This is a genomic window from Azospirillum sp. VT-I1 (assembly GCF_055698305.1).
Window position 1 is genome coordinate 232960 of record NZ_CP168803.1, and the last position, 17970, is coordinate 250929.

Genomic DNA, 17970 nt, shown 5'->3' on the forward strand with positions numbered 1-17970 from the left:
CAGGAGCACCCGAGATGACCCTCATCCACGAGACCGACTACGGCACTCCCGCCCGCGTCTCCGAGACCCTGGTGACGCTGGAGATTGACGGCCGCGCCATCACCGTTCCCGAAGGCACCTCCGTGATGCGCGCCGCGATGGACGCCGGCATCACGGTGCCGAAGCTCTGCGCCACCGACAGCCTGGAGCCCTTCGGCTCCTGCCGCCTCTGCGCGGTGGAGATCGAGGGACGCCGCGGCACCCCGGCCTCCTGCACCACCCCCGTCGCTCCCGGCATGAAGGTCCACACCCAGACCGACAAGCTGGCCAAGCTGCGCCGCGGCGTGATGGAGCTGTACATCTCCGACCATCCGCTCGACTGCCTGACCTGTGCCGCCAACGGCGATTGCGAGTTGCAGGACATGGCGGGTGCCGTGGGGCTGCGCAACGTCCGGTACGGTTTCGACGGCGAAAACCATCGCGCCGCCGCCAAGGACGAAAGCAACCCGTACTTCACCTTCGATGCCTCCAAATGCATCGTCTGCTCGCGTTGCGTCCGTGCCTGCCAGGAGACCCAGGGCACCTTCGCGCTGACCATCGACGGGCGCGGCTTCGCCTCGTCGGTGTCGCCGGGCGCCAAGGAGAGCTTCATGGACAGCGAGTGCGTGTCCTGCGGCGCCTGCGTCCAGGCCTGCCCGACCGCGACCCTGACCGAGAAGTCGATCATCGAGCACGGCCAGCCCGAACACAGCGTCATCACCACCTGCGCCTATTGCGGCGTCGGCTGCTCCTTCAAGGCCGAGCTTCAGGGCACCACGGTGGTCCGCATGACCCCGTGGAAGAATGGCGGCGCCAACGAGGGCCATAGCTGCGTCAAGGGCCGCTTCGCCTGGGGCTACGCCACCCACAAGGACCGCATCATGAAGCCCATGGTGCGCGAGCGGATCACCGACCCGTGGCGTGAAGTCTCGTGGGAGGAGGCCATCGCCTATGCCGCCGAGCGGCTGAGGGCGGTACAGGCCAAGTATGGTCGGGGCTCCATCGGCGGCATCACCTCGTCGCGCTGCACGAATGAAGAGGTCTATGTCGTCCAGAAGATGATCCGGGCTGCCTTCGGCACCAACAACATCGACACCTGCGCCCGCGTCTGCCATTCGCCGACCGGCTACGGCCTGTCGCAGACCTTCGGCACCTCGGCCGGCACCCAGGACTTCCGCAGCGTCGACAAGTCCGACGTCATCCTGGTCATCGGCGCCAACCCGACGGACGGTCACCCGGTGTTCGGCTCGCGCATGAAGAAGCGGCTGCGCGCCGGGGCCAAGCTGATCGTCATCGACCCGCGCCGCATCGATCTGGTGCGCAGCCCGCACGTCAAGGCCGAGTACCATCTCCAGCTCCAGCCCGGCACCAACGTCGCCGTGGTGAACGCCATCGCCCACACCATCGTCACCGAGGGGCTGGTCAACCGCGCCTTCGTCGAGGAGCGTTGCGACCCGAAGGAGTTCGCGAAGTGGGAGGCGTTCATCGCCGAGCACCGCAACTCGCCGGAATATCTGGAATCGCGCACCGGCGTCCCGGCCGATCAGGTCCGCGCCGCCGCCCGCCTCTATGCCACCGGCGGCAACGCCGCGATCTACTACGGCCTGGGCGTGACCGAGCACAGCCAGGGCTCCAGCACGGTGATGGCGATCGCCAACCTCGCGATGGCGACCGGCAACATCGGCCGCGAGGGCGTCGGCGTAAACCCGCTGCGCGGCCAGAACAACGTGCAGGGCTCCTGCGACATGGGCTCCTTCCCGCACGAGCTGCCGGGCTACCGCCATGTGTCGGATGACGCCGTCCGCCAGGAGTTCGAGGCCGCCTGGGGCGTCACGCTGGACCCGGAACCCGGCCTGCGCATCCCCAACATGTTCGACAGCGCGCATGACGGCAGCTTCCGCGGCCTGTTCGTGCAGGGCGAGGACATCGTCCAGTCCGATCCCAACACCACCCACGTCACCTCGGCGCTGGAATCGCTGGACATCGTCATCGTCCAGGACCTGTTCCTGAACGAGACGGCGGCTTTTGCTCACGTCTTCTTCCCCGGCACCTCCTTCCTGGAGAAGGACGGCACCTTCACCAACGCCGAGCGCCGCATCAACCGCGTCCGCAAGGCTATGCCGTCCAAGGTCGGCAAGGACGAGCATTGGGTCGCCTGCGCGCTGGCGACGGCGATGGGCTACCCGATGCATTACAACAGCACGTCGGAGATCATGGACGAGATCGCCCGGCTGACACCGACCTTCCGCGGCGTCAGCTTCGAGAAGCTCGACCGCGTCGGCAGCGTCCAGTGGCCCTGCACCGGGCTGGAGGACGACGACACCGGCATGGCGATCATGCATGGCGAGAGCTTCGCCCGCGGTCTCGGCCGCTTCGTGATCACCGAATATGTGCCGACCGACGAGCGGACCACGCGGATGTACCCGCTGGTGCTGACCACCGGGCGCATCCTCGCCCACTACAATGTCGGTGCCCAGACCCGCCGCACCGCCAACGTCGCTTGGCATCCGGAAGACGTGCTGGAGATCAACGCGGTGGACGCCGAACTCCGGGGCGTCAAGGATGGCGACATGGTGTCGCTCGCCAGCCGCATGGGGGCGACGACGCTGCGCGCCGTCATTTCCGACCGCATGCCGGCCGGCGTCGTCTACACCACCTTCCACCACCCGGTGACCGGCGCCAATGTCATCACCACCGAGAATTCGGACTGGGCGACCAACTGCCCCGAATACAAGGTGACGGCGGTGCAGGTCGCCCGCAGCAACCAGCCGTCGGATTGGCAGGTCGACTACGCGAAGAACGACGTCGAGCGCAAGCGCATCGCCGCCGCCAACGTCCTCGCTGCCGAATAACGTCCTGGGGAGTGGGAAGCATGACCGCGATGCCTTCGGGTTCCATCCGTCCTGACGACAGCCTCATGTGCTCCATCGCCGTCACCGGCACCGGCTTTCCCGCCGGTGTCGGGGCGGAGGAGGGTGCGGACGTCGAATGGCAGGTGCCGGAGGAAACCGCGGTCGCCTTCGAATACAACGGCCGGTCCCATGCCGTGATGATGGCGACCCCCGCCGATCTGGAGGACTTCGCGCTGGGCTTCAGCCTTGCCGAGGAGATCGTCGGGTCCGCCGCCGATATCGAAAAAATTTCCGTGCGGGAAACGCCGCTGGGCTTCGTCGTCAACCTGACCGTCGACCCGCTGCGGCTCCTGCGCGGAAGCCTTCGCAGCCGCTCCATGGAGGGGCGGAGCGGCTGTGGCCTGTGCGGCGTGGACAGTCTTGTCCACGCCGTTCGGGAGCCCCGCAAGATCGAAACCGCGCTGGAGGTCGACCCGGCCGCCGTGGCCGCCGCCTTCCGCGCCCTGCCGGACCATCAGCCGATGAACCGGGCCAACCGCTCGGTCCATGCCGCAGCGTGGTGTGCGCCCGACGGCGCTATCCGGCTGGCCCGCGAGGATGTCGGTCGCCACAACGCGCTGGACAAGCTGATCGGCGCCATCTCCGGTTCGGGTGCCGACCCGGCGACCGGCTTCGTGGTGATGACCAGCCGCTGCAGCTTCGAACTGGTGCAGAAGACCGCCGCGGTGGGCATCCCGCTGCTGGCGACCATCTCAGCCCCGACGGCGCTGGCGCTGGAACTGGCGCGCAACGCCAACCTGACCCTGGGTGCCCTGTCGCGCCGCGACACCGTCATCCTGTTCCGCTGAAATCAATCAATCCGGAGACACCGATGAGCCACACGAACCATGCCAAGGATCTGGTCCGGATGGCGAACCAGATCGCCGTCCATTTCGCCACCTACCCGCATGAGGAGGCGGTGACGGAAACTGCGACCCACATCCGCAAATTCTGGGATCCGCGCATGCGCGCCGGCCTGTTCGCCCATGTCCAGGCCGGCGGCGAAGCCGACCTGCACGAGGTGGCGCGCGGTGCAGTGGGGGTGCTTCAGGCACGGTGAGGGGACAACGCCCTCAGACGTAATTGGCGATCTCGACCAGATTGTCGTCGGGGTCGCGGATGTAGACGGACCTGATCGGCCCGGTGGCGCCCGTGCGGCTCACCGGGCCTTCCTCTATGGCGATGCCGTGGGTCTGGAGTTCGGCGATCACCTGCTCCAGTGGGGTGTCGGAGATCAGGCAGAAATCGCCGCTGCCGGCGGTGGGCCGGGCGGCCTTCGGTTCGAACTCCCGCCCGACTTCGTGCAGGTTGATCTTCTGCGCGCCGAAAGACAGGGCGCGGCGGCCGCCGGCGAAGGTGACGACCTCCATTCCCAGAATGTCGCGGTAGAAGGCGCAGGTCACCTCGATGGAGGCGACCGTTAGCACGAAATGGTCGATGCGGTTGATCCGCAATCCGGCCTCACATGCCCGTCGACGCCGGCAACGGCTTGGCCGGTGCCGGGACGGAGGCCGACGACAGCGGCGTCGGCGCATGGGCGGCCGGGACCGGCAGCGGCGCCGGCTTGGACAGCGGGCGCGGCGTCGACACCGGGGTCGCGGCAGTGCCGCCGGCCGGATTGGCCGACATCGCCGGAGCCGCCGAACCGGACTGGCCGGCCGGGGTGGAGAGGGTGGGCGGATCCTCGTAGATGTCGGGATGGACGCGCACCACGCCGGCGGTGTCGACCGACGCGTTCCAGTAGACGAAGCGCACCGGGATGGCGTTCGGCAGCCGGATCGTCTTGGTCTCTCCGGTGTCGAGCTGCTGGCCGATGCTGGCCGGCGTCATCTTCGCCGCACCCAGCAGCGTCTCCGCCATCATCCGGGCATCCTCAAGCCGGACGCAGCCGGAGCTGGCGGCGCGCAGATCGCGGCTGAACAGGCGCGGGTCGTTGGTGCCGTGCAGGAAGATGCCGTCGCCATTGGTCAGGTTGAAGCGGAAGCGGCCCAGCGCGTTGTCGTCGCCCGGCTTCTGGACGATGCGGACGCGGCCGGGATCGACCCCCCACCAGTTGACCGACTGCGTGTTGACGACCTCCGTGCCGTCCAGATAGACGGCGGCGTTCTTGATGCCGGTGGTGCCCTTCTTGCGCAGGGCCGGCAGCTTGTCCTCGCTCAGCACCGTCGGCGGGACGGTCCAGGTCGGGTTGATGGTGACGCTGGTGACCTTATCCTGCAGCAGCGGAGTCTTGCGCGACGGCCGGCCGACCACAGCCCGCATGGTGAAGCTCGGGCGGCCATGCTCGATCAAGGTGACGGACTGGCCGGGCAGGTTGACCAGGATGGTGGTCTCGGGGATGGAGGCCTGCTGCGCCCGCATCGCGGCGGCGGCGCGGCGCAGCAGCGCCACGGTTTGGGCCGGCGTGCGGTCCATCGCCTGGCGGGTCACCTCGCCCACCTTGCCGTCGGGCTGCAGCCCTTCGGCCAGCTGGAAGGCACGCACGGCGGTCTCGACATCGTCGTTGAAGCTGTCGGTCCACTTGTCGGCGGGCAGGAAGCCCAGCTCGATCAGGCGGCGCGACACCCGGCCGACGCGGTCGGCCAGCGGCGAGCGCACGGTGATGACCACCGGCGGGGCGGGCTCCACCGGCTCCAGGCCGGGCAGGGTGGGGGCCTGGGCCTGCTGGACCTCCGCCGGCGGCAGGTCCACCGCCGGGGCGACGCTCTCGATCATGCCGCCGTCGCCCTTCTTGACGACGGCGCCATATCCGACGCGGGTGGCCTGCACCTTGGGCGCGTTCTGGATCTCCAGCGCGCGCTGTTCCAGCGCCGCGGCCCAGCCGGCGACCAGCGGAGGCTTGGCGGCATGCGCCGCATCCTTCTGCGGTGCGGCCAGCGACGGACCGCTCAGGATGACGCCGGCCAGCCCGCCGACCATCAGAAGAGCGGCGGAGCGGCGGGAGATCAGGCGGCGGTTGTCATGCATGGCGATGGGACCGGAACGTGAACGGATAGGATCGAGCGCTGTATCCTTCAGCCAGCCATCGGGGATCCGCAAGCGACATTTGGTGTCGGCAGCTCTGCTGTTCACACTGTTGCTCCCGTGCATCGCCGCGTCACTCGCGGGCGCCCGTCGTCGTTACACGCGTTCATCAGAAAGTGGACGCCGCAGCACCGGTTTTATTCCGGACCTTCGCCGGTGGTACCGCCGGATAAGCCCGGCCGTGGCCGTATGTGTCATTTGACGTAGATACGGCTTTTCGCATGCGCGGTAGCCTTCCTTCCGACGATGTGGCGAAGCCCCGGAGCAACCGGGGCGCCAAAGGAAGGGGGCAACTTCATGCGGACCAAGCAACTGACGTCGAGCTTCGGGATCAGCGCGCTGGCCGGTCTGGCCATGGGCGCGATGGCTGCGATGTCCGCGCCGGCGATGGCGCAGGACACGATCAAGGTGGGCATCCTGCACTCCCTGTCCGGCACGATGGCGATCAGCGAGACGACGCTCAAGGACGTCATGCTGATGCTGATCGACGAGCAGAACAAGAAGGGCGGCCTGCTGGGCAAGAAGCTGGAGCCGGTGGTGGTCGACCCCGCCTCCAACTGGCCGCTGTTCGCCGAGAAGGCGCGCGAGCTGATCAGCAAGGACAAGGTGTCGGCCGTGTTCGGCTGCTGGACCTCGGTCAGCCGCAAGTCGGTGCTGCCGGTGTTCGAGGAGCTGAACAACATCCTCTTCTACCCGGTCCAGTATGAGGGCGAGGAGTCCTCCCGCAACGTCTTCTACACCGGCGCCGCCCCGAACCAGCAGGCGATCCCGGCCGTCGATTACCTGATGCAGAAGGAAAAGGTTCAGCGCTGGGTGCTGGCCGGCACCGACTACGTCTATCCGCGCACGACCAACAAGATCCTTGAAGCCTACCTGAAGAGCAAGGGCGTCAAGCCCGAAGACATCATGATCAACTACACGCCGTTCGGTCATTCCGACTGGCAGTCGATCGTGGCGGACATCAAGAAGTTCGGGTCGGCCGGCAAGAAGACCGCCGTCGTCTCCACCATAAACGGCGACGCCAACGTTCCCTTCTACAAGGAACTGGGCAACCAGGGCGTGAAGGCCCAGGACATCCCGGTCGTCGCCTTCTCGGTCGGCGAGGAAGAGCTGGCCGGCATCGACACCAAGCCGCTGCTGGGCCATCTGGCCGCCTGGAACTACTTCCAGTCGGTCGAGACGCCGTCGAACAGCGACTTCATCAAGGCCTGGAAGGCCTACACCAAGAACGACAAGCGCGTCACCAACGACCCGATGGAAGCCCACTACATCGGCTTCAACATGTGGGTGAAGGCGGTCGAGGCGGCCGGCACCACCGAGCCGGACAAGGTCATCGACGCCATGATCGGCGTGGCCGTTCCCAACCTGACCGGCGGCTATTCGGCGATGCTGCCGAACCACCACATCACCAAGCCGGTGCTGATCGGCGAAGTGCAGGAGAACGGCCAGTTCGACGTCGTCTCCAAGACCTCGGGCCTCGTCCCGGGCGACGAGTGGTCGGACTATCTGCCGGACAGCAAGGACCTGATCGCCGACTGGCGCAAGCCGATGTCCTGCGGGAACTTCAACGTGAAGACCGGCAAGTGCGGCGGCAAGGGGTCGTGAGGGTTAGCGTTCCCTCGCTGATCTGAGTGGTTGCGACGCTTGCCCTTTCCCCTTTCCCGCCGGGCGGGGAGGGGAGAGAGCAAGCGTTTCGCGTTGTTAGCACCCCCTGCACCGAAGGACCCGCGATGCGACGCGCTCTCCGCTGGCTGATGGCGCTCTGTGTGGTGGTCGCCACATCGACCGCCGCATTCGCCGCCGATCTCCGCCCGCTTGTCCAGGCCCTGGGCAGCGGCGGCTATTCCGGAACCGAAAAGGCCCTGGCGCAACTGTCGGAGGCCGGCGACCCGGCCGCCGTGCCGGTGATCGAGGCGCTTCAGGCCGGCGACCTCTATGTGCGCAAGGCCGACGGCACCGTCGTCATCGCCCGCAAGGCCGGCGACGCTTTCACCCTGACCGACCCGCTGACCCGCGCCGCGCTGGGCGACGCGCCGGCCGCCGCGGTCGAGAAAATTCGCATCAACAATGCGCTCCGCCGCGCCATCAGCGCCTCGCTGGGTGCCCTCACCCTGATGAGCCCCGATGCCGGCGTCCGCCGCTCCGCCGCCGACGCGGTGTTCAAGAGCCGCGACGCCTCCGCGCTGGAGACGCTGAACGCCGCCATCGCCAAGGAGCAGGACAAGGCCGTGCGCGCCGCCATGGAGCAGGCGCGCGCCGCCATCCTGCTGACCGGCGAGGCGGCGTCGAAGATGACCGACGCCGATGTCCAGGCGGCGGTGGATACGCTGACCGCCCGCGGCGACCGCGACGCGCTGGTCCTGCTGAACATGGTCGCTGGCACCAGCGCGGCCGAGGTGACGAAGAAGCTGGCGGCCTCCGCCGCCGCGACGGTGGAGCAGAAGCTGGCCTTCTGGGCCGCGCTGCAAAATCTCTGGTACGGGCTGTCGCTGGGCTCGGTGCTGCTGCTGGCCGCCATTGGCCTCGCCGTCACCTTCGGCGTGATGGGCGTCATCAACATGGCCCATGGCGAGATGGTGATGATCGGCGCCTACACCACCTTCCTGGTGCAGGAGTTCTTCCGCGCCTACGCCCCCGGCCTGTTCGACCTGTCGATCCTGGTGGCGCTGCCCGCCGCCTTCATCGTCTCCGGCGGCGTTGGCATCGTCATCGAGCGCAGCGTGATCCGCTGGCTCTACGGCCGTCCGCTGGAAACGCTGCTCGCCACCTGGGGCCTGTCGCTGGCGCTGCAGCAGGCTGTCCGCTCCATCTTCGGCCCGACCAACCGCGAGGTGGGGGCACCCAGCTGGATGTCCGGCGCCTTCGAACTGGGCGGCCTGACCATCACCTATGGCCGGCTGTGGATCGTCATCTTCGCCTTCGCCGTCTTCGCGGCCCTGCTGGTGGCGCTGAAGCGCACCTGGTTCGGCCTGTCGATCCGCGCGGTGACGCAGAACCGGCCGATGGCCAACGCCATGGGCATCCGCACCGCGCGGGTGGACGCGCTGACCTTCGGTCTGGGATCCGGCATCGCCGGTCTGGCCGGGGTGGCGCTGAGCCAGATCGACAATGTCAGCCCGAACCTCGGCCAGGGCTACATCATCGACAGCTTCATGGTCGTGGTGTTCGGCGGCGTGGGCAACCTGTGGGGCACGCTGGTCGGCGCGCTGACGCTGGGCTCCATCAACAAATTCCTCGAACCCTACGCCGGTGCGGTGCTGGGCAAGATCCTGGTGCTGATCTTCATCATCCTGTTCATCCAACGGCGTCCGCGCGGCCTGTTCGCGCTGAAGGGCCGCGCGGTGGAGGCCTGATCCGATGCTGCTGCGCTTTTTCCTGATGGGGCTGGACCGCAAGGCCGGGATCGTCCTGACGATCCTCGCCATCCTGGCGGTGGCGGTTCCGGTGATGACGCTGTGGGTGCCGGCGGATTCGCCCTTCCACCTGTCGGTCTTCACCGTCTCGCTGCTGGGCAAATACCTGTGCTTCGCGCTGCTGGCGCTGGCGCTGGACCTTGTGTGGGGTTATTGCGGCATCCTGTCGCTCGGCCATGCCGCCTTCTTCGCGCTGGGCGGCTATGCCATGGGCATGTACCTGATGCGGCAGATCGGCCCGCGCGGCGTCTATGGCAATCCGGAACTGCCGGACTTCATGGTGTTCCTGAACTGGACGGAGCTGCCCTGGTACTGGTGGGGCTTCGACCAGTTCTGGTTCGCGGCGCTGATGGTGCTGGCGGTGCCGGGCGCCCTGGCCTTCGCCTTCGGCTGGTTCGCCTTCCGCAGCCGCGTCACCGGCGTCTACCTGTCGATCATCACCCAGGCGCTGACCTTCGCCCTGCTGCTGGCCTTCTTCCGCAACGACATGGGCTTCGGCGGCAACAACGGCCTGACCGACTTCAAGGACATCCTCGGCTACGACATCCAGGCCGACACCACCCGCGTCGCGCTGTTCGTGGCGACGGTGGCGGCGCTGGCACTGTCCTACATGATCGCCTCCGGCGTCATCGCGTCCAAGCTGGGCAAGGTGCTGGTGGCGTTGCGCGACGCCGAAAGCCGCGTGCGCTTCATGGGCTACGACACCGAAAGCTACAAGCTGTTCGCCTGGACGCTGTCGGCCTGCATGGCCGGCGTGGCGGGCGCCCTCTATGTCCCGCAGGTCGGCATCATCAACCCGTCGGAATTCGCACCGGCCAGCTCGATCGAGGCGGTGATCTGGGTCGCCGTCGGCGGGCGCGGCACGCTGGCCGGCGGCATCCTGGGTGCCGTCCTGGTCAACATGGGCAAGAGCTATTTCACCGGCGCCCTGCCGGAGCTGTGGCTGTTCGCTCTCGGCGGCCTGTTCGTGGCGGTGACGCTGTTCCTGCCCAAGGGCCTGCTCGGCCTGTGGGGCCAGCTGACCGCGAAGCTGCCCCGCCGCAACAAGACCCCATCCCTTCCCAACGCCCAACCTGCAAACCAGACCGCCGGCCAGAAGGGAGCCTGACCCATGAGCGCGGAATCGACCCTTCTCTATCTCGACGGCGTGTCGGTCAGCTTCGACGGCTTCAAGGCGCTGAACAGCCTGTCGCTGGTGATGATGCCGGGCGAGATGCGGGCGATCATCGGCCCCAACGGTGCCGGCAAGACCACCATGATGGACGTCATCACCGGCAAGACCCGCCCCGACACCGGCACCATCCTGTTCGAGGGCGACACCGACCTGACGAAGCTGCGCGAGGCGGCCATCGCCAATCTCGGCATCGGCCGCAAGTTCCAGCGCCCGACCGTCTTCGAACCGCACACGGTGTGGGACAACATCGAACTGGCGCTGAAGGCGCCGCGCCGGCCGCTGAAGACGCTGACCTACGCCATCAGCCGCGACGACCGCGCCCGCATCGAGGAGATCCTGGACATCACCCGCCTGTCGGCCCTGCGCAGCCGCCAGGCCGGCAGCCTGTCGCACGGGCAGAAGCAGTGGCTGGAGATCGGCATGCTGCTGGCCCAGGATCCCAAGCTTCTGCTGGTCGACGAGCCGGTGGCCGGCATGACCGACGCCGAGACTGAACAGACCGCCGAACTGCTGTGCAGCATCGCCGGCAAGCATTCGGTGATCGTGGTGGAGCATGACATGAGCTTCGTCCGCGCGCTCGGCGTCAAGGTGACGGTGCTGGCCGAGGGCTCCGTGCTGGCCGAAGGCTCGCTGGACGCGGTCAGCGCCAATCAACAGGTCATCGACACCTATCTCGGCCGCTGACGGGAGACCCCATGATGCTCGACGTTCGCTCTCTCGATCTGCATTACGGTGCCGCCCAGGCCCTGCGCGGCGTTTCCATGAAGGCCGAAATCGGCAAGGTCACCTGTCTGGTCGGCCGCAACGGCGTCGGCAAATCCAGCTTGCTGCGCGCCATCGTCGGGTTGAAGCCGGTGTCCGGCGGCTCCATCGGCTGGGACGGCGCCGACGTGACCAAGTTGGCCCCGGCCGACCGAGCGCGGCGCGGCATCGCCTATGTGCCGCAGGGGCGCGAGATCTTCCCGCTGCTCACGGTGCGGGAAAACCTGCTGACCGGCTACGCCCCGCTGCCGCGCGCCCAGCGCTCGATCCCCGACGAGGTGTTCGAGCTGTTCCCGGTGCTGAAATCCATGCTGGAGCGCCGCGGTGGCGACCTGTCGGGCGGCCAGCAGCAGCAGCTCGCCATCGGCCGCGCCCTGGTGACGCGCCCGCGCCTCCTGGTTCTGGACGAGCCGACCGAAGGCATCCAGCCATCGATCATCAAGGACATCGGCCGCGCCATCTCCTATCTGCGCGACAAGGGCACCATGGCGATCCTGCTGGTGGAGCAGTATTTCGACTTCGCCCGCGACCTTGCCGACGACTGGGTTGTGATGGAGCGCGGCGAGGTGATGCTGTCTGGTCCGCGCAGCGGCCTGGACGAGCAGGAGGTGCGCAAATACCTGACGGTATGATGCCGCTGGCGGCGATCTCCTATCGGTGACCCGCGGAATAACCGCGTCTCCATTGCGTCCTTCATCCATCGGGTTCGCCGTCCGGCGGACCGGTTTTGGGGAGCAACCACGCAATGAAGTCCGCACTCCGTGCCACCGCCGCCGTCGTCGGCCTGGGCGCCATCCTGTTCGGCGCTCCGGCCATCGCCCAGGACAAGGAGCCGGCCATGGCGGGGCAGACCGCGATGGGTCCCGTCCTGACCGACGCGAAGGGCATGACGCTCTACGTCTTCGACAAGGACACGGCCGGCAAGTCGGCCTGCAACGGGCCCTGCGCGACGAACTGGCCGCCGCTGATGGCTCCCTCCGCCGCCAAGCCGATGGGCAAATACAGCGTCGTCACCCGCGACGACGGAAGCCGGCAATGGGCTTATGACGGCAAGCCGCTCTACACCTGGGTCAAGGACGCCAAGCCCGGCGACACCACCGGTGACGGGGTGAACAACGTCTGGCACGTCGCGAAGCCATAACGTCCGTTCCATTGCTGCGTCGCGGCACCTGCCGTTCAGTGCCGCGACGCCGCTTTCGCCGGCAGTATACTTATCCGGTCGAGGTAATGCGCAAACGTCGTCTTCGCAGGCGGCGCTCTTTAAAGGTCGTTAAGGATCGAAGCCGCATGATGGCCTCACCGTCATCTTGCTCATGGAGCAGCAGGCCATGTCGATCTACAACGCCACCTCTTTCGAAGCCGCCCCGTCCGCCGAGCCGAAGGTCCGCAAGATGCGCGGATTGCCGCGTCTGGCCGTGTGGGCGGTGATGATCGCCGCGCCGTGGGTGGTGATCGTGGAGGCGGTGCGCCTGATCTTCTGAGATGTGATCGTCTCAGACCGGCGCACCCTCCCCACCAGCCGGTTCCTTACTGGGCGGGCGCCACCCAGGGTTCCAGCGCACCGATCTTCTTGGCCCGCTTCTCGTCGGCCGAGAGCTTGAAATTATGGCCGTAGGGCGCGCTCTCGAACGAGCCGTATCCGGGATTGGCCAGCATCAGCCAGTCGCGCCCGAATCGCTCCTTCGCCGCTTCATAAGCCTTCAGCCGCTCCGCCTCGCTGCCGTTGTAGGCGTCGGAGAAGTCGCCGAAATTGTCGCCGAACAGCAGGACGATCCGGTAATCCTTGGCGATGTGGGCGCGCCGCGTGCTCTTCGCCGAACCCCAGTCGGGCTTCTCCTTAGACATCAGGAAGGTGTCGACGTTGCCGCCCATCGGGAAGCCCAGCGCCTGCGCGTTGCGGCGGGTCGGCTCTTCCTGGTCGGCGCTGCGGTTGGTGACGTAGAAGACCTTGACGCCCTTCGACTCGGCATACTGGGTGAACTCCACCGCGCCCGGCACCGCCGTGGCCTTCTCCGCCTTCACCCAGGCGTCCCAGGTCTTGGGCGAGAAGTCGGTTCCCGTGGTGACGAGCCCGGTCTGATAGGCGGAGTTGTCCATCGCCGTCTCGTCCAGGTCCAGCACCACGGCCGGCGGCAGGTCCAGGTAATTGCCGGTCTGCTCGGTCGCCGCGGTCCAGGTCTTGTCGGCCAGCGCCTTGTCCAGCTGGATCCTGCCCAGCGCGTAGACCGCCAGCGCGTTGGCCTTGTATTCGACCGAGCGCTGCATCCACAGCTCGGCGTTCAGCAGGTCGTTCTGGGGCACTGGATCTGCAGCCAGGGCAGGCCCGGCCAGAAGCGAGAGGGCAACCGCACCGGACAGCAGCGACCAGCGCCCGGGAAAGGCGGATTTGCGCATCGACACACCCATCCATCAAGTGTCATGGAACCGTCATCGAAGCACAGATTCAGGCACTTGGCGACGGTCCCGTGACGCTTGCGTCACGGTATCCCGGTACGCACGGGGTCGCGGTCTTCCGGTGGCGCCCTCAGAAGTCGCGGACGACGCGGAAGCCGTAGGCGGCAAAGCCGATCTCGGCCTCGTTCTCCCGCTGCACGGCGGAGCGGAGATAGCGCGGATGGCTGTGCCACGACCCGCCGCGCATCCGCCGGCGCGGGCAGGTCTCTCCCGCCTCGCCGGACGCTGCCGATCCGTCCGCCGCGCAATCCTCCACCCATTGCCAGACATTGCCCAGCATGTCGTACAGGCCGAAGCCGTTGGGCCGGTAGCTGCCGACCGGGGCGGTGAACAGGGCGCCGTCGCGGCAGGCCGCCACTTCCCAGTCGGTGAAACGGTCCTTGGCGGTCAGGTCGGCGCCGTTCGCCGCGCCGCATCCCGCCGCCGGATCGTCGCCCCACCAGCGGGCGGTGACCGTGCCGCCGCGGGCGGCATATTCCCACTCCGCCTCTGTCGGCAGGCGATAGGCGTGGCCGGTCCGGCGGCTGAGCCAGTCCACATAGGCCTTGGCGTCGTGCCAGCTGATGCAGACGGCGGGGTGGGCGTTCGTCTGGTCGAAGCCCGGCCGGCGCCAGGAGAAATGCCAGCGCGGCAGCAGTTCGGTCTCGCCGGCATAGCCGCGGCAGACGGTGCGCGACCTGTATCCGCTGTCCTCGACGAAGCGGGCATACTCGCCGCGGGTGACCGTGTATTTGCCGAGGGCGAACGGGTGCCGGATCGTCGCCGGCCGCTGTGGGGCTTCGCCGGGGAAACGCTCCGCCTCCGTCTTGGGCGAGCCCTGGAGATAGCTGCCGGCCGGCACCGTCACCAGCAGCGGGGCGTCGGGATGGTCCCAGATCTCGCGCGCCGGGCTTCCTACCTGCCAGGCTTGGAAGGCGGCCAGCCGTTCGGCCCGCCAGCCGGTCAGGTCCTCCGCCCCGGTCCGGCGCCAGGCGGTCAGCCCGGTCAGCAGAAGGGCCAGGACGATCACGGCGCCCACCGAGCCGGGCAGGGCGGATCTCATGGTGCGGCGGTCTCTTGCGGGGGAAGTGCAGGGGGTCATGCCGCCATTTCTCCGGCGCAACCCGCATCCGGCAACCGTGCGTCCGTGTCCTTGTCGGGGCACCTCCCGGCCGGTCCGGCGGGAAGGGGAGTCTCCGCCTGTTCCTTCGGGCTAGGGCCAAAGCGGTAGAGCGTCGAAAGGGTGGCCGCCCTGTTGGTGCGGGCAGACGTTCAACGGAGCGTTGATACCACAGGAGCATACTCATGGCTGCCTATCCCGCAGACCTCACGCGCGCGCTGTTCGTCACCGGACTGCGCAATGCCCATGCGGTCGAACAGCAGGCGCTTGCACTGATGGACCGCCAGTTGGACCGCCTGGTGAACTATTCGGAAGTCTCCGACCACCTGCGCATGCACCGTGGCGAGACCGAGGCGCAGATCACCCGTCTCGACCAGATCCTGGACCAGCTGCAGGAAAGCCATTCCGGCATGAAGGACACCGCCCTGTCGATCATGGGCAATCTGGCGGCGCTCGGCCACAGCTTCGCCGAGGACGAGATCCTCAAGAACTCCTTCGCCAACTATGCCTTCGAGAATTTCGAGGTGGCGAGCTACCGGTCGCTGCTGACGGTGGCCGACGCCGGCAACTTCGCCTTCGCCGTGCCGCTCTTGCAAACCTCGCTGCGCGAGGAGGAGGCGATGGCTTCCTGGGTGATCGAGAACGTCCCGGCCCTGACCCTGAAATACCTGACGCTGAAGGCCGGCGACCAGACCGCCGGCCGCTGATACGGGCCGGATAGCAGGCAATGAAACGGCCGGGGAGGGCGGACCCTTCCCCGGCCGTTTCATGTGCGCGCCCAACGTGGCGCCGTGTGTCGCTCAGACGTCGTAGATCGGGCCGGGGCTGTTCTTGTTGGCGCCGCCGGCCTTCTCCTCCGCCTTTTCGGTCAGGGTCTTGTCGCGGTCCTGGTCGGTGCCGGCGGTGGACGGCTTGGCGCCGGACGGATTGCCGGGCTTGGCCGCATCGCTTTCCGGTTTCCCCTGCTTGGACGGATCGTTCATCGTGGTTGCTCCCGGTTGTGACGATGCCTTGCCAACAGCGCAGGAGCCCATCCATCGCGCCGCCATCATCGCGGCGCCGCAATGCAGCCTTCCGGCCCCGTCCGGATTTTGCCCGGTGACGAGCAGGCTTGCTTTGCCGTAAGAGACAGGACGGGTCTCAATACGGATGGATCCCTCCCCGTGCTCCGATCGGTCTCCTTCTGCCTGTTCGCCGCCCTGGCCGGCGGTCTTGCGGGCTGCACCTCCGACTATTCCCCCAACACCTATTCCGCCAGCGCGGTCCAGCAGGCCAACAAGGTCGAGCCGGCGACGGTGGTCGGATTCCGGCAGGTGGCGATCAGCGCCAACGGCACGGTCGGCGCCGTCAGCGGCGGGGCGGCCGGCGGCATCCTGGGCGCGCAGGTCGGCTCCGGCGGCATGAACTCGGCGCTGGGCACCGTCGGCGGCACCGCGATCGGCGGCCTGCTGGGGACGGCGATCGAGCATATCGCCGGCGACACCACCGGCTGGGAATACATCGTCCGCAAATCCAACGGCGACCTGCTGTCGGTGACCCAGAAGGAGCCGCAGCCGCTGCCCATCGGCCAGAAGGTGCTGGTCATCACCGGCAGCCAGGCCCGCATCGTGCCCGACTATTCCTCGCCCGCCGATCACGCGAAGCCGGAAGCCGCGGTGGAAGCCCCGAAGCCGGAAGCCCCGAAGCCGGAAACGCCGAAATCGGACATCAGGGCGGTGCCGCTCGCCCCGCCCGCCGAGCCGGCCCCGTCCGAATCCGCCGCCGGCACCGCGCCGTCCAGCGGCGGCGGCCCCATCCGCCTGACCGCCCCCACCGACACCCTTCCCGCCGACAACGCTCCGGCACCGGCAGCCCCTGCTCCGGCAGCCCCCGTTCCGGCGGAAGTGAAGCCGGCCGAGTAGCTCCATACTTGTCCGAATGGACGGGATGGCGCACAGTTCGGTGATCCAACCGTAAGTTCACCGGCCGAGGGTCCATGTCCGCCGTCGATTCCGCACAGAGCGCCGCCCCAACTTCCGCCCCCGTTCCCGCCATGACCAGGGAGGAGCTGGAGGAACTGATCCGCGAGGGGGTTCCCCTGGTCGGCAGTTTCGGCATCGTCGTCGACAGCCTGGGCGCCGGCACGATCCGCCTGCGCCTGCCCTACAAGGACGATTTCGTCCGGCCCGGCGGCACCGTCACCGGCCCGGCCATGTTCGGGCTGGCCGACGTGGCGCTCTACGGCGCGGTGCTGAGCCTGATCGGGAGGGTGGAACTGGCGGTGACCACCAGCATGACCATCAACTTCCTGCGCCGTCCGCCCCCCGTCGCCATCGTCGCCGAGGCGCGCGTCCTGAAGCTGGGCAAGCGTCTGGCCTATGGCGAGATCCTGCTGTTCTCCGAAGGCGATCCGGAGCCGGTCGCCCATGTCACCGGCACCTACTCCATCCCCCTCACGACCCCGTCGCCGTTGCGGTATCCCATTACCGCATAGATGGGGAATCCTGAAAAACTCTTTCATATCAATGGGTTTGGGGGAACGGTATCAAATTACCGCGCTCGCAACGCACTGATAATAAAGGGAAATTTTTCGGTTGACAGGGCGCGCCGCTGCCCGTAGAAAGCCGTCCGCTTCGGCGCCCCGGATTCGGCGGCCTGCCGATCCGTATTCGAAGAAACGAGTGTGGCGATGAAGACCTTCAATCTGAAGCCGACCGAAATCGAGAAGAAGTGGTACGTCGTCGACGCCGACGGCCTCGTTCTCGGCCGGCTCGCCAGCATCCTGGCGAACATCCTGCGTGGCAAGAACAAGCCGACCTACACCCCGCACATGGATTGCGGCGACCATGTCGTCGTGATCAACGCGGAAAAGGTGAAGCTGACCGGCAACAAGCGCGACGCCGACATCTTCTACTGGCACACCGGCTATCCGGGCGGGATCAAGGGCCGTTCCAAGGGCCAGATCCTGGACGGCAAGTATCCGGAGCGCGTGATCGAGAAGGCCGTGGAGCGCATGGTTCCGCGCGGTCCGCTCGGCCGTCAGCAGATGACGCACCTCAAGGTCTACAAGGGCGCCACGCATCCGCACGATGCGCAGCAGCCGGTCGCCCTCGACATCGGCGCCCTGAACCCGAAGAATAAGCGGAGCGCGTAAGC

19 protein-coding genes are annotated in these 17970 nt (G+C 67.5%); 14 read left to right on the forward strand and 5 right to left on the reverse strand.

The window, feature by feature from the left end; genetic code table 11:
• Positions 1 to 14 precede the first annotated feature (14 nt).
• Genes fdhF through AB8P05_RS19780 form a run of 3 tightly spaced genes read left to right on the forward strand, consistent with a single transcriptional unit; the run spans position 15 to position 3969 of the window.
• Entirely contained in the window at positions 15 to 2870 is a 2856-nt protein-coding gene (fdhF, locus tag AB8P05_RS19770; RefSeq protein ID WP_472760554.1) for a formate dehydrogenase subunit alpha, read from the forward strand.
• Between the two features lie 20 nt (positions 2871 to 2890).
• The gene (gene fdhD / locus AB8P05_RS19775; RefSeq protein WP_472760555.1) at positions 2891 to 3718 is read left to right on the forward strand and encodes a formate dehydrogenase accessory sulfurtransferase FdhD; all 828 of its coding nucleotides are present in this window, start codon (positions 2891 to 2893) and stop codon (positions 3716 to 3718) included.
• A gap of 23 nt (positions 3719 to 3741) precedes the next feature.
• Positions 3742 to 3969: a formate dehydrogenase subunit delta gene (locus AB8P05_RS19780; RefSeq protein ID WP_012975453.1), complete on the forward strand. Its 228-nt coding sequence runs from the start codon at positions 3742 to 3744 to the stop codon at positions 3967 to 3969.
• Between the two features lie 13 nt (positions 3970 to 3982).
• Here AB8P05_RS19780 and AB8P05_RS19785 read toward each other — a convergent pair whose 3' ends face one another.
• Positions 3983 to 4363 (reverse strand): VOC family protein, encoded by a 381-nt coding sequence (locus tag AB8P05_RS19785; protein ID WP_472760556.1) that lies wholly within the window; start codon positions 4361 to 4363, stop codon positions 3983 to 3985.
• A gap of 7 nt (positions 4364 to 4370) precedes the next feature.
• On the reverse strand, positions 4371 to 5876 hold the full coding sequence (locus tag AB8P05_RS19790) for a L,D-transpeptidase family protein (RefSeq protein ID WP_472760557.1): 1506 nt from the start codon (positions 5874 to 5876) through the stop codon (positions 4371 to 4373).
• A 411-nt stretch (positions 5877 to 6287) separates the two neighbouring features.
• On the opposite strand from AB8P05_RS19790, the gene urtA reads away from it, so the two are divergent.
• The 7 genes from urtA (at position 6288) to AB8P05_RS19825 (ending at position 12763) form a co-directional block, all read left to right on the forward strand.
• The gene (gene urtA / locus AB8P05_RS19795) at positions 6288 to 7538 is read left to right on the forward strand and encodes an urea ABC transporter substrate-binding protein (protein ID WP_472760702.1); all 1251 of its coding nucleotides are present in this window, start codon (positions 6288 to 6290) and stop codon (positions 7536 to 7538) included.
• A gap of 125 nt (positions 7539 to 7663) precedes the next feature.
• Positions 7664 to 9286, forward strand: a complete 1623-nt coding sequence (gene urtB / locus AB8P05_RS19800) for an urea ABC transporter permease subunit UrtB (protein ID WP_472760558.1) — start codon at positions 7664 to 7666, stop codon at positions 9284 to 9286.
• A 4-nt stretch (positions 9287 to 9290) separates the two neighbouring features.
• A complete protein-coding gene (urtC, locus tag AB8P05_RS19805; protein WP_455174592.1) occupies positions 9291 to 10454 on the forward strand; it encodes an urea ABC transporter permease subunit UrtC in 1164 nt (387 codons plus the stop codon).
• A gap of 3 nt (positions 10455 to 10457) precedes the next feature.
• Positions 10458 to 11204, forward strand: a complete 747-nt coding sequence (gene urtD / locus AB8P05_RS19810; RefSeq protein WP_472760559.1) for an urea ABC transporter ATP-binding protein UrtD — start codon at positions 10458 to 10460, stop codon at positions 11202 to 11204.
• A gap of 14 nt (positions 11205 to 11218) precedes the next feature.
• Positions 11219 to 11914: an urea ABC transporter ATP-binding subunit UrtE gene (gene urtE / locus AB8P05_RS19815; RefSeq protein ID WP_472760703.1), complete on the forward strand. Its 696-nt coding sequence runs from the start codon at positions 11219 to 11221 to the stop codon at positions 11912 to 11914.
• A gap of 113 nt (positions 11915 to 12027) precedes the next feature.
• Entirely contained in the window at positions 12028 to 12423 is a 396-nt protein-coding gene (locus AB8P05_RS19820; protein ID WP_472760560.1) for a COG4315 family predicted lipoprotein, read from the forward strand.
• 187 nt (positions 12424 to 12610) lie between these two features.
• The gene (locus AB8P05_RS19825) at positions 12611 to 12763 is read left to right on the forward strand and encodes a hypothetical protein (protein ID WP_472760561.1); all 153 of its coding nucleotides are present in this window, start codon (positions 12611 to 12613) and stop codon (positions 12761 to 12763) included.
• 46 nt (positions 12764 to 12809) lie between these two features.
• Here AB8P05_RS19825 and AB8P05_RS19830 read toward each other — a convergent pair whose 3' ends face one another.
• Positions 12810 to 13676 (reverse strand): 5'-nucleotidase, lipoprotein e(P4) family, encoded by an 867-nt coding sequence (locus tag AB8P05_RS19830; RefSeq protein ID WP_472760562.1) that lies wholly within the window; start codon positions 13674 to 13676, stop codon positions 12810 to 12812.
• Between the two features lie 130 nt (positions 13677 to 13806).
• Positions 13807 to 14778, reverse strand: coding sequence for a formylglycine-generating enzyme family protein (locus tag AB8P05_RS19835; RefSeq protein ID WP_472760563.1), 972 nt, complete (start codon positions 14776 to 14778; stop codon positions 13807 to 13809).
• A 242-nt stretch (positions 14779 to 15020) separates the two neighbouring features.
• Here AB8P05_RS19835 and AB8P05_RS19840 point away from each other — a divergent pair, with 242 nt between their 5' ends.
• The gene (locus AB8P05_RS19840) at positions 15021 to 15542 is read left to right on the forward strand and encodes a ferritin-like domain-containing protein (RefSeq protein WP_472760564.1); all 522 of its coding nucleotides are present in this window, start codon (positions 15021 to 15023) and stop codon (positions 15540 to 15542) included.
• A 93-nt stretch (positions 15543 to 15635) separates the two neighbouring features.
• Here the strand turns inward: AB8P05_RS19840 and AB8P05_RS19845 are convergent, their stop codons facing one another.
• Complete coding sequence (locus tag AB8P05_RS19845; RefSeq protein ID WP_472760565.1) at positions 15636 to 15818, reverse strand: hypothetical protein; 183 nt, start codon at positions 15816 to 15818, stop codon at positions 15636 to 15638.
• Between the two features lie 180 nt (positions 15819 to 15998).
• On the opposite strand from AB8P05_RS19845, the gene AB8P05_RS19850 reads away from it, so the two are divergent.
• The 3 genes from AB8P05_RS19850 to rplM all read left to right on the forward strand — a co-directional run bounded on the left by AB8P05_RS19850 (position 15999) and on the right by rplM (position 17968).
• Positions 15999 to 16736, forward strand: coding sequence for an outer membrane lipoprotein (locus AB8P05_RS19850; protein ID WP_472760566.1), 738 nt, complete (start codon positions 15999 to 16001; stop codon positions 16734 to 16736).
• A gap of 74 nt (positions 16737 to 16810) precedes the next feature.
• Positions 16811 to 17308, forward strand: coding sequence for a PaaI family thioesterase (locus AB8P05_RS19855; protein WP_472760567.1), 498 nt, complete (start codon positions 16811 to 16813; stop codon positions 17306 to 17308).
• Between the two features lie 195 nt (positions 17309 to 17503).
• Complete coding sequence (gene rplM / locus AB8P05_RS19860; RefSeq protein WP_014187880.1) at positions 17504 to 17968, forward strand: 50S ribosomal protein L13; 465 nt, start codon at positions 17504 to 17506, stop codon at positions 17966 to 17968.
• Positions 17969 to 17970 lie beyond the last annotated feature (2 nt).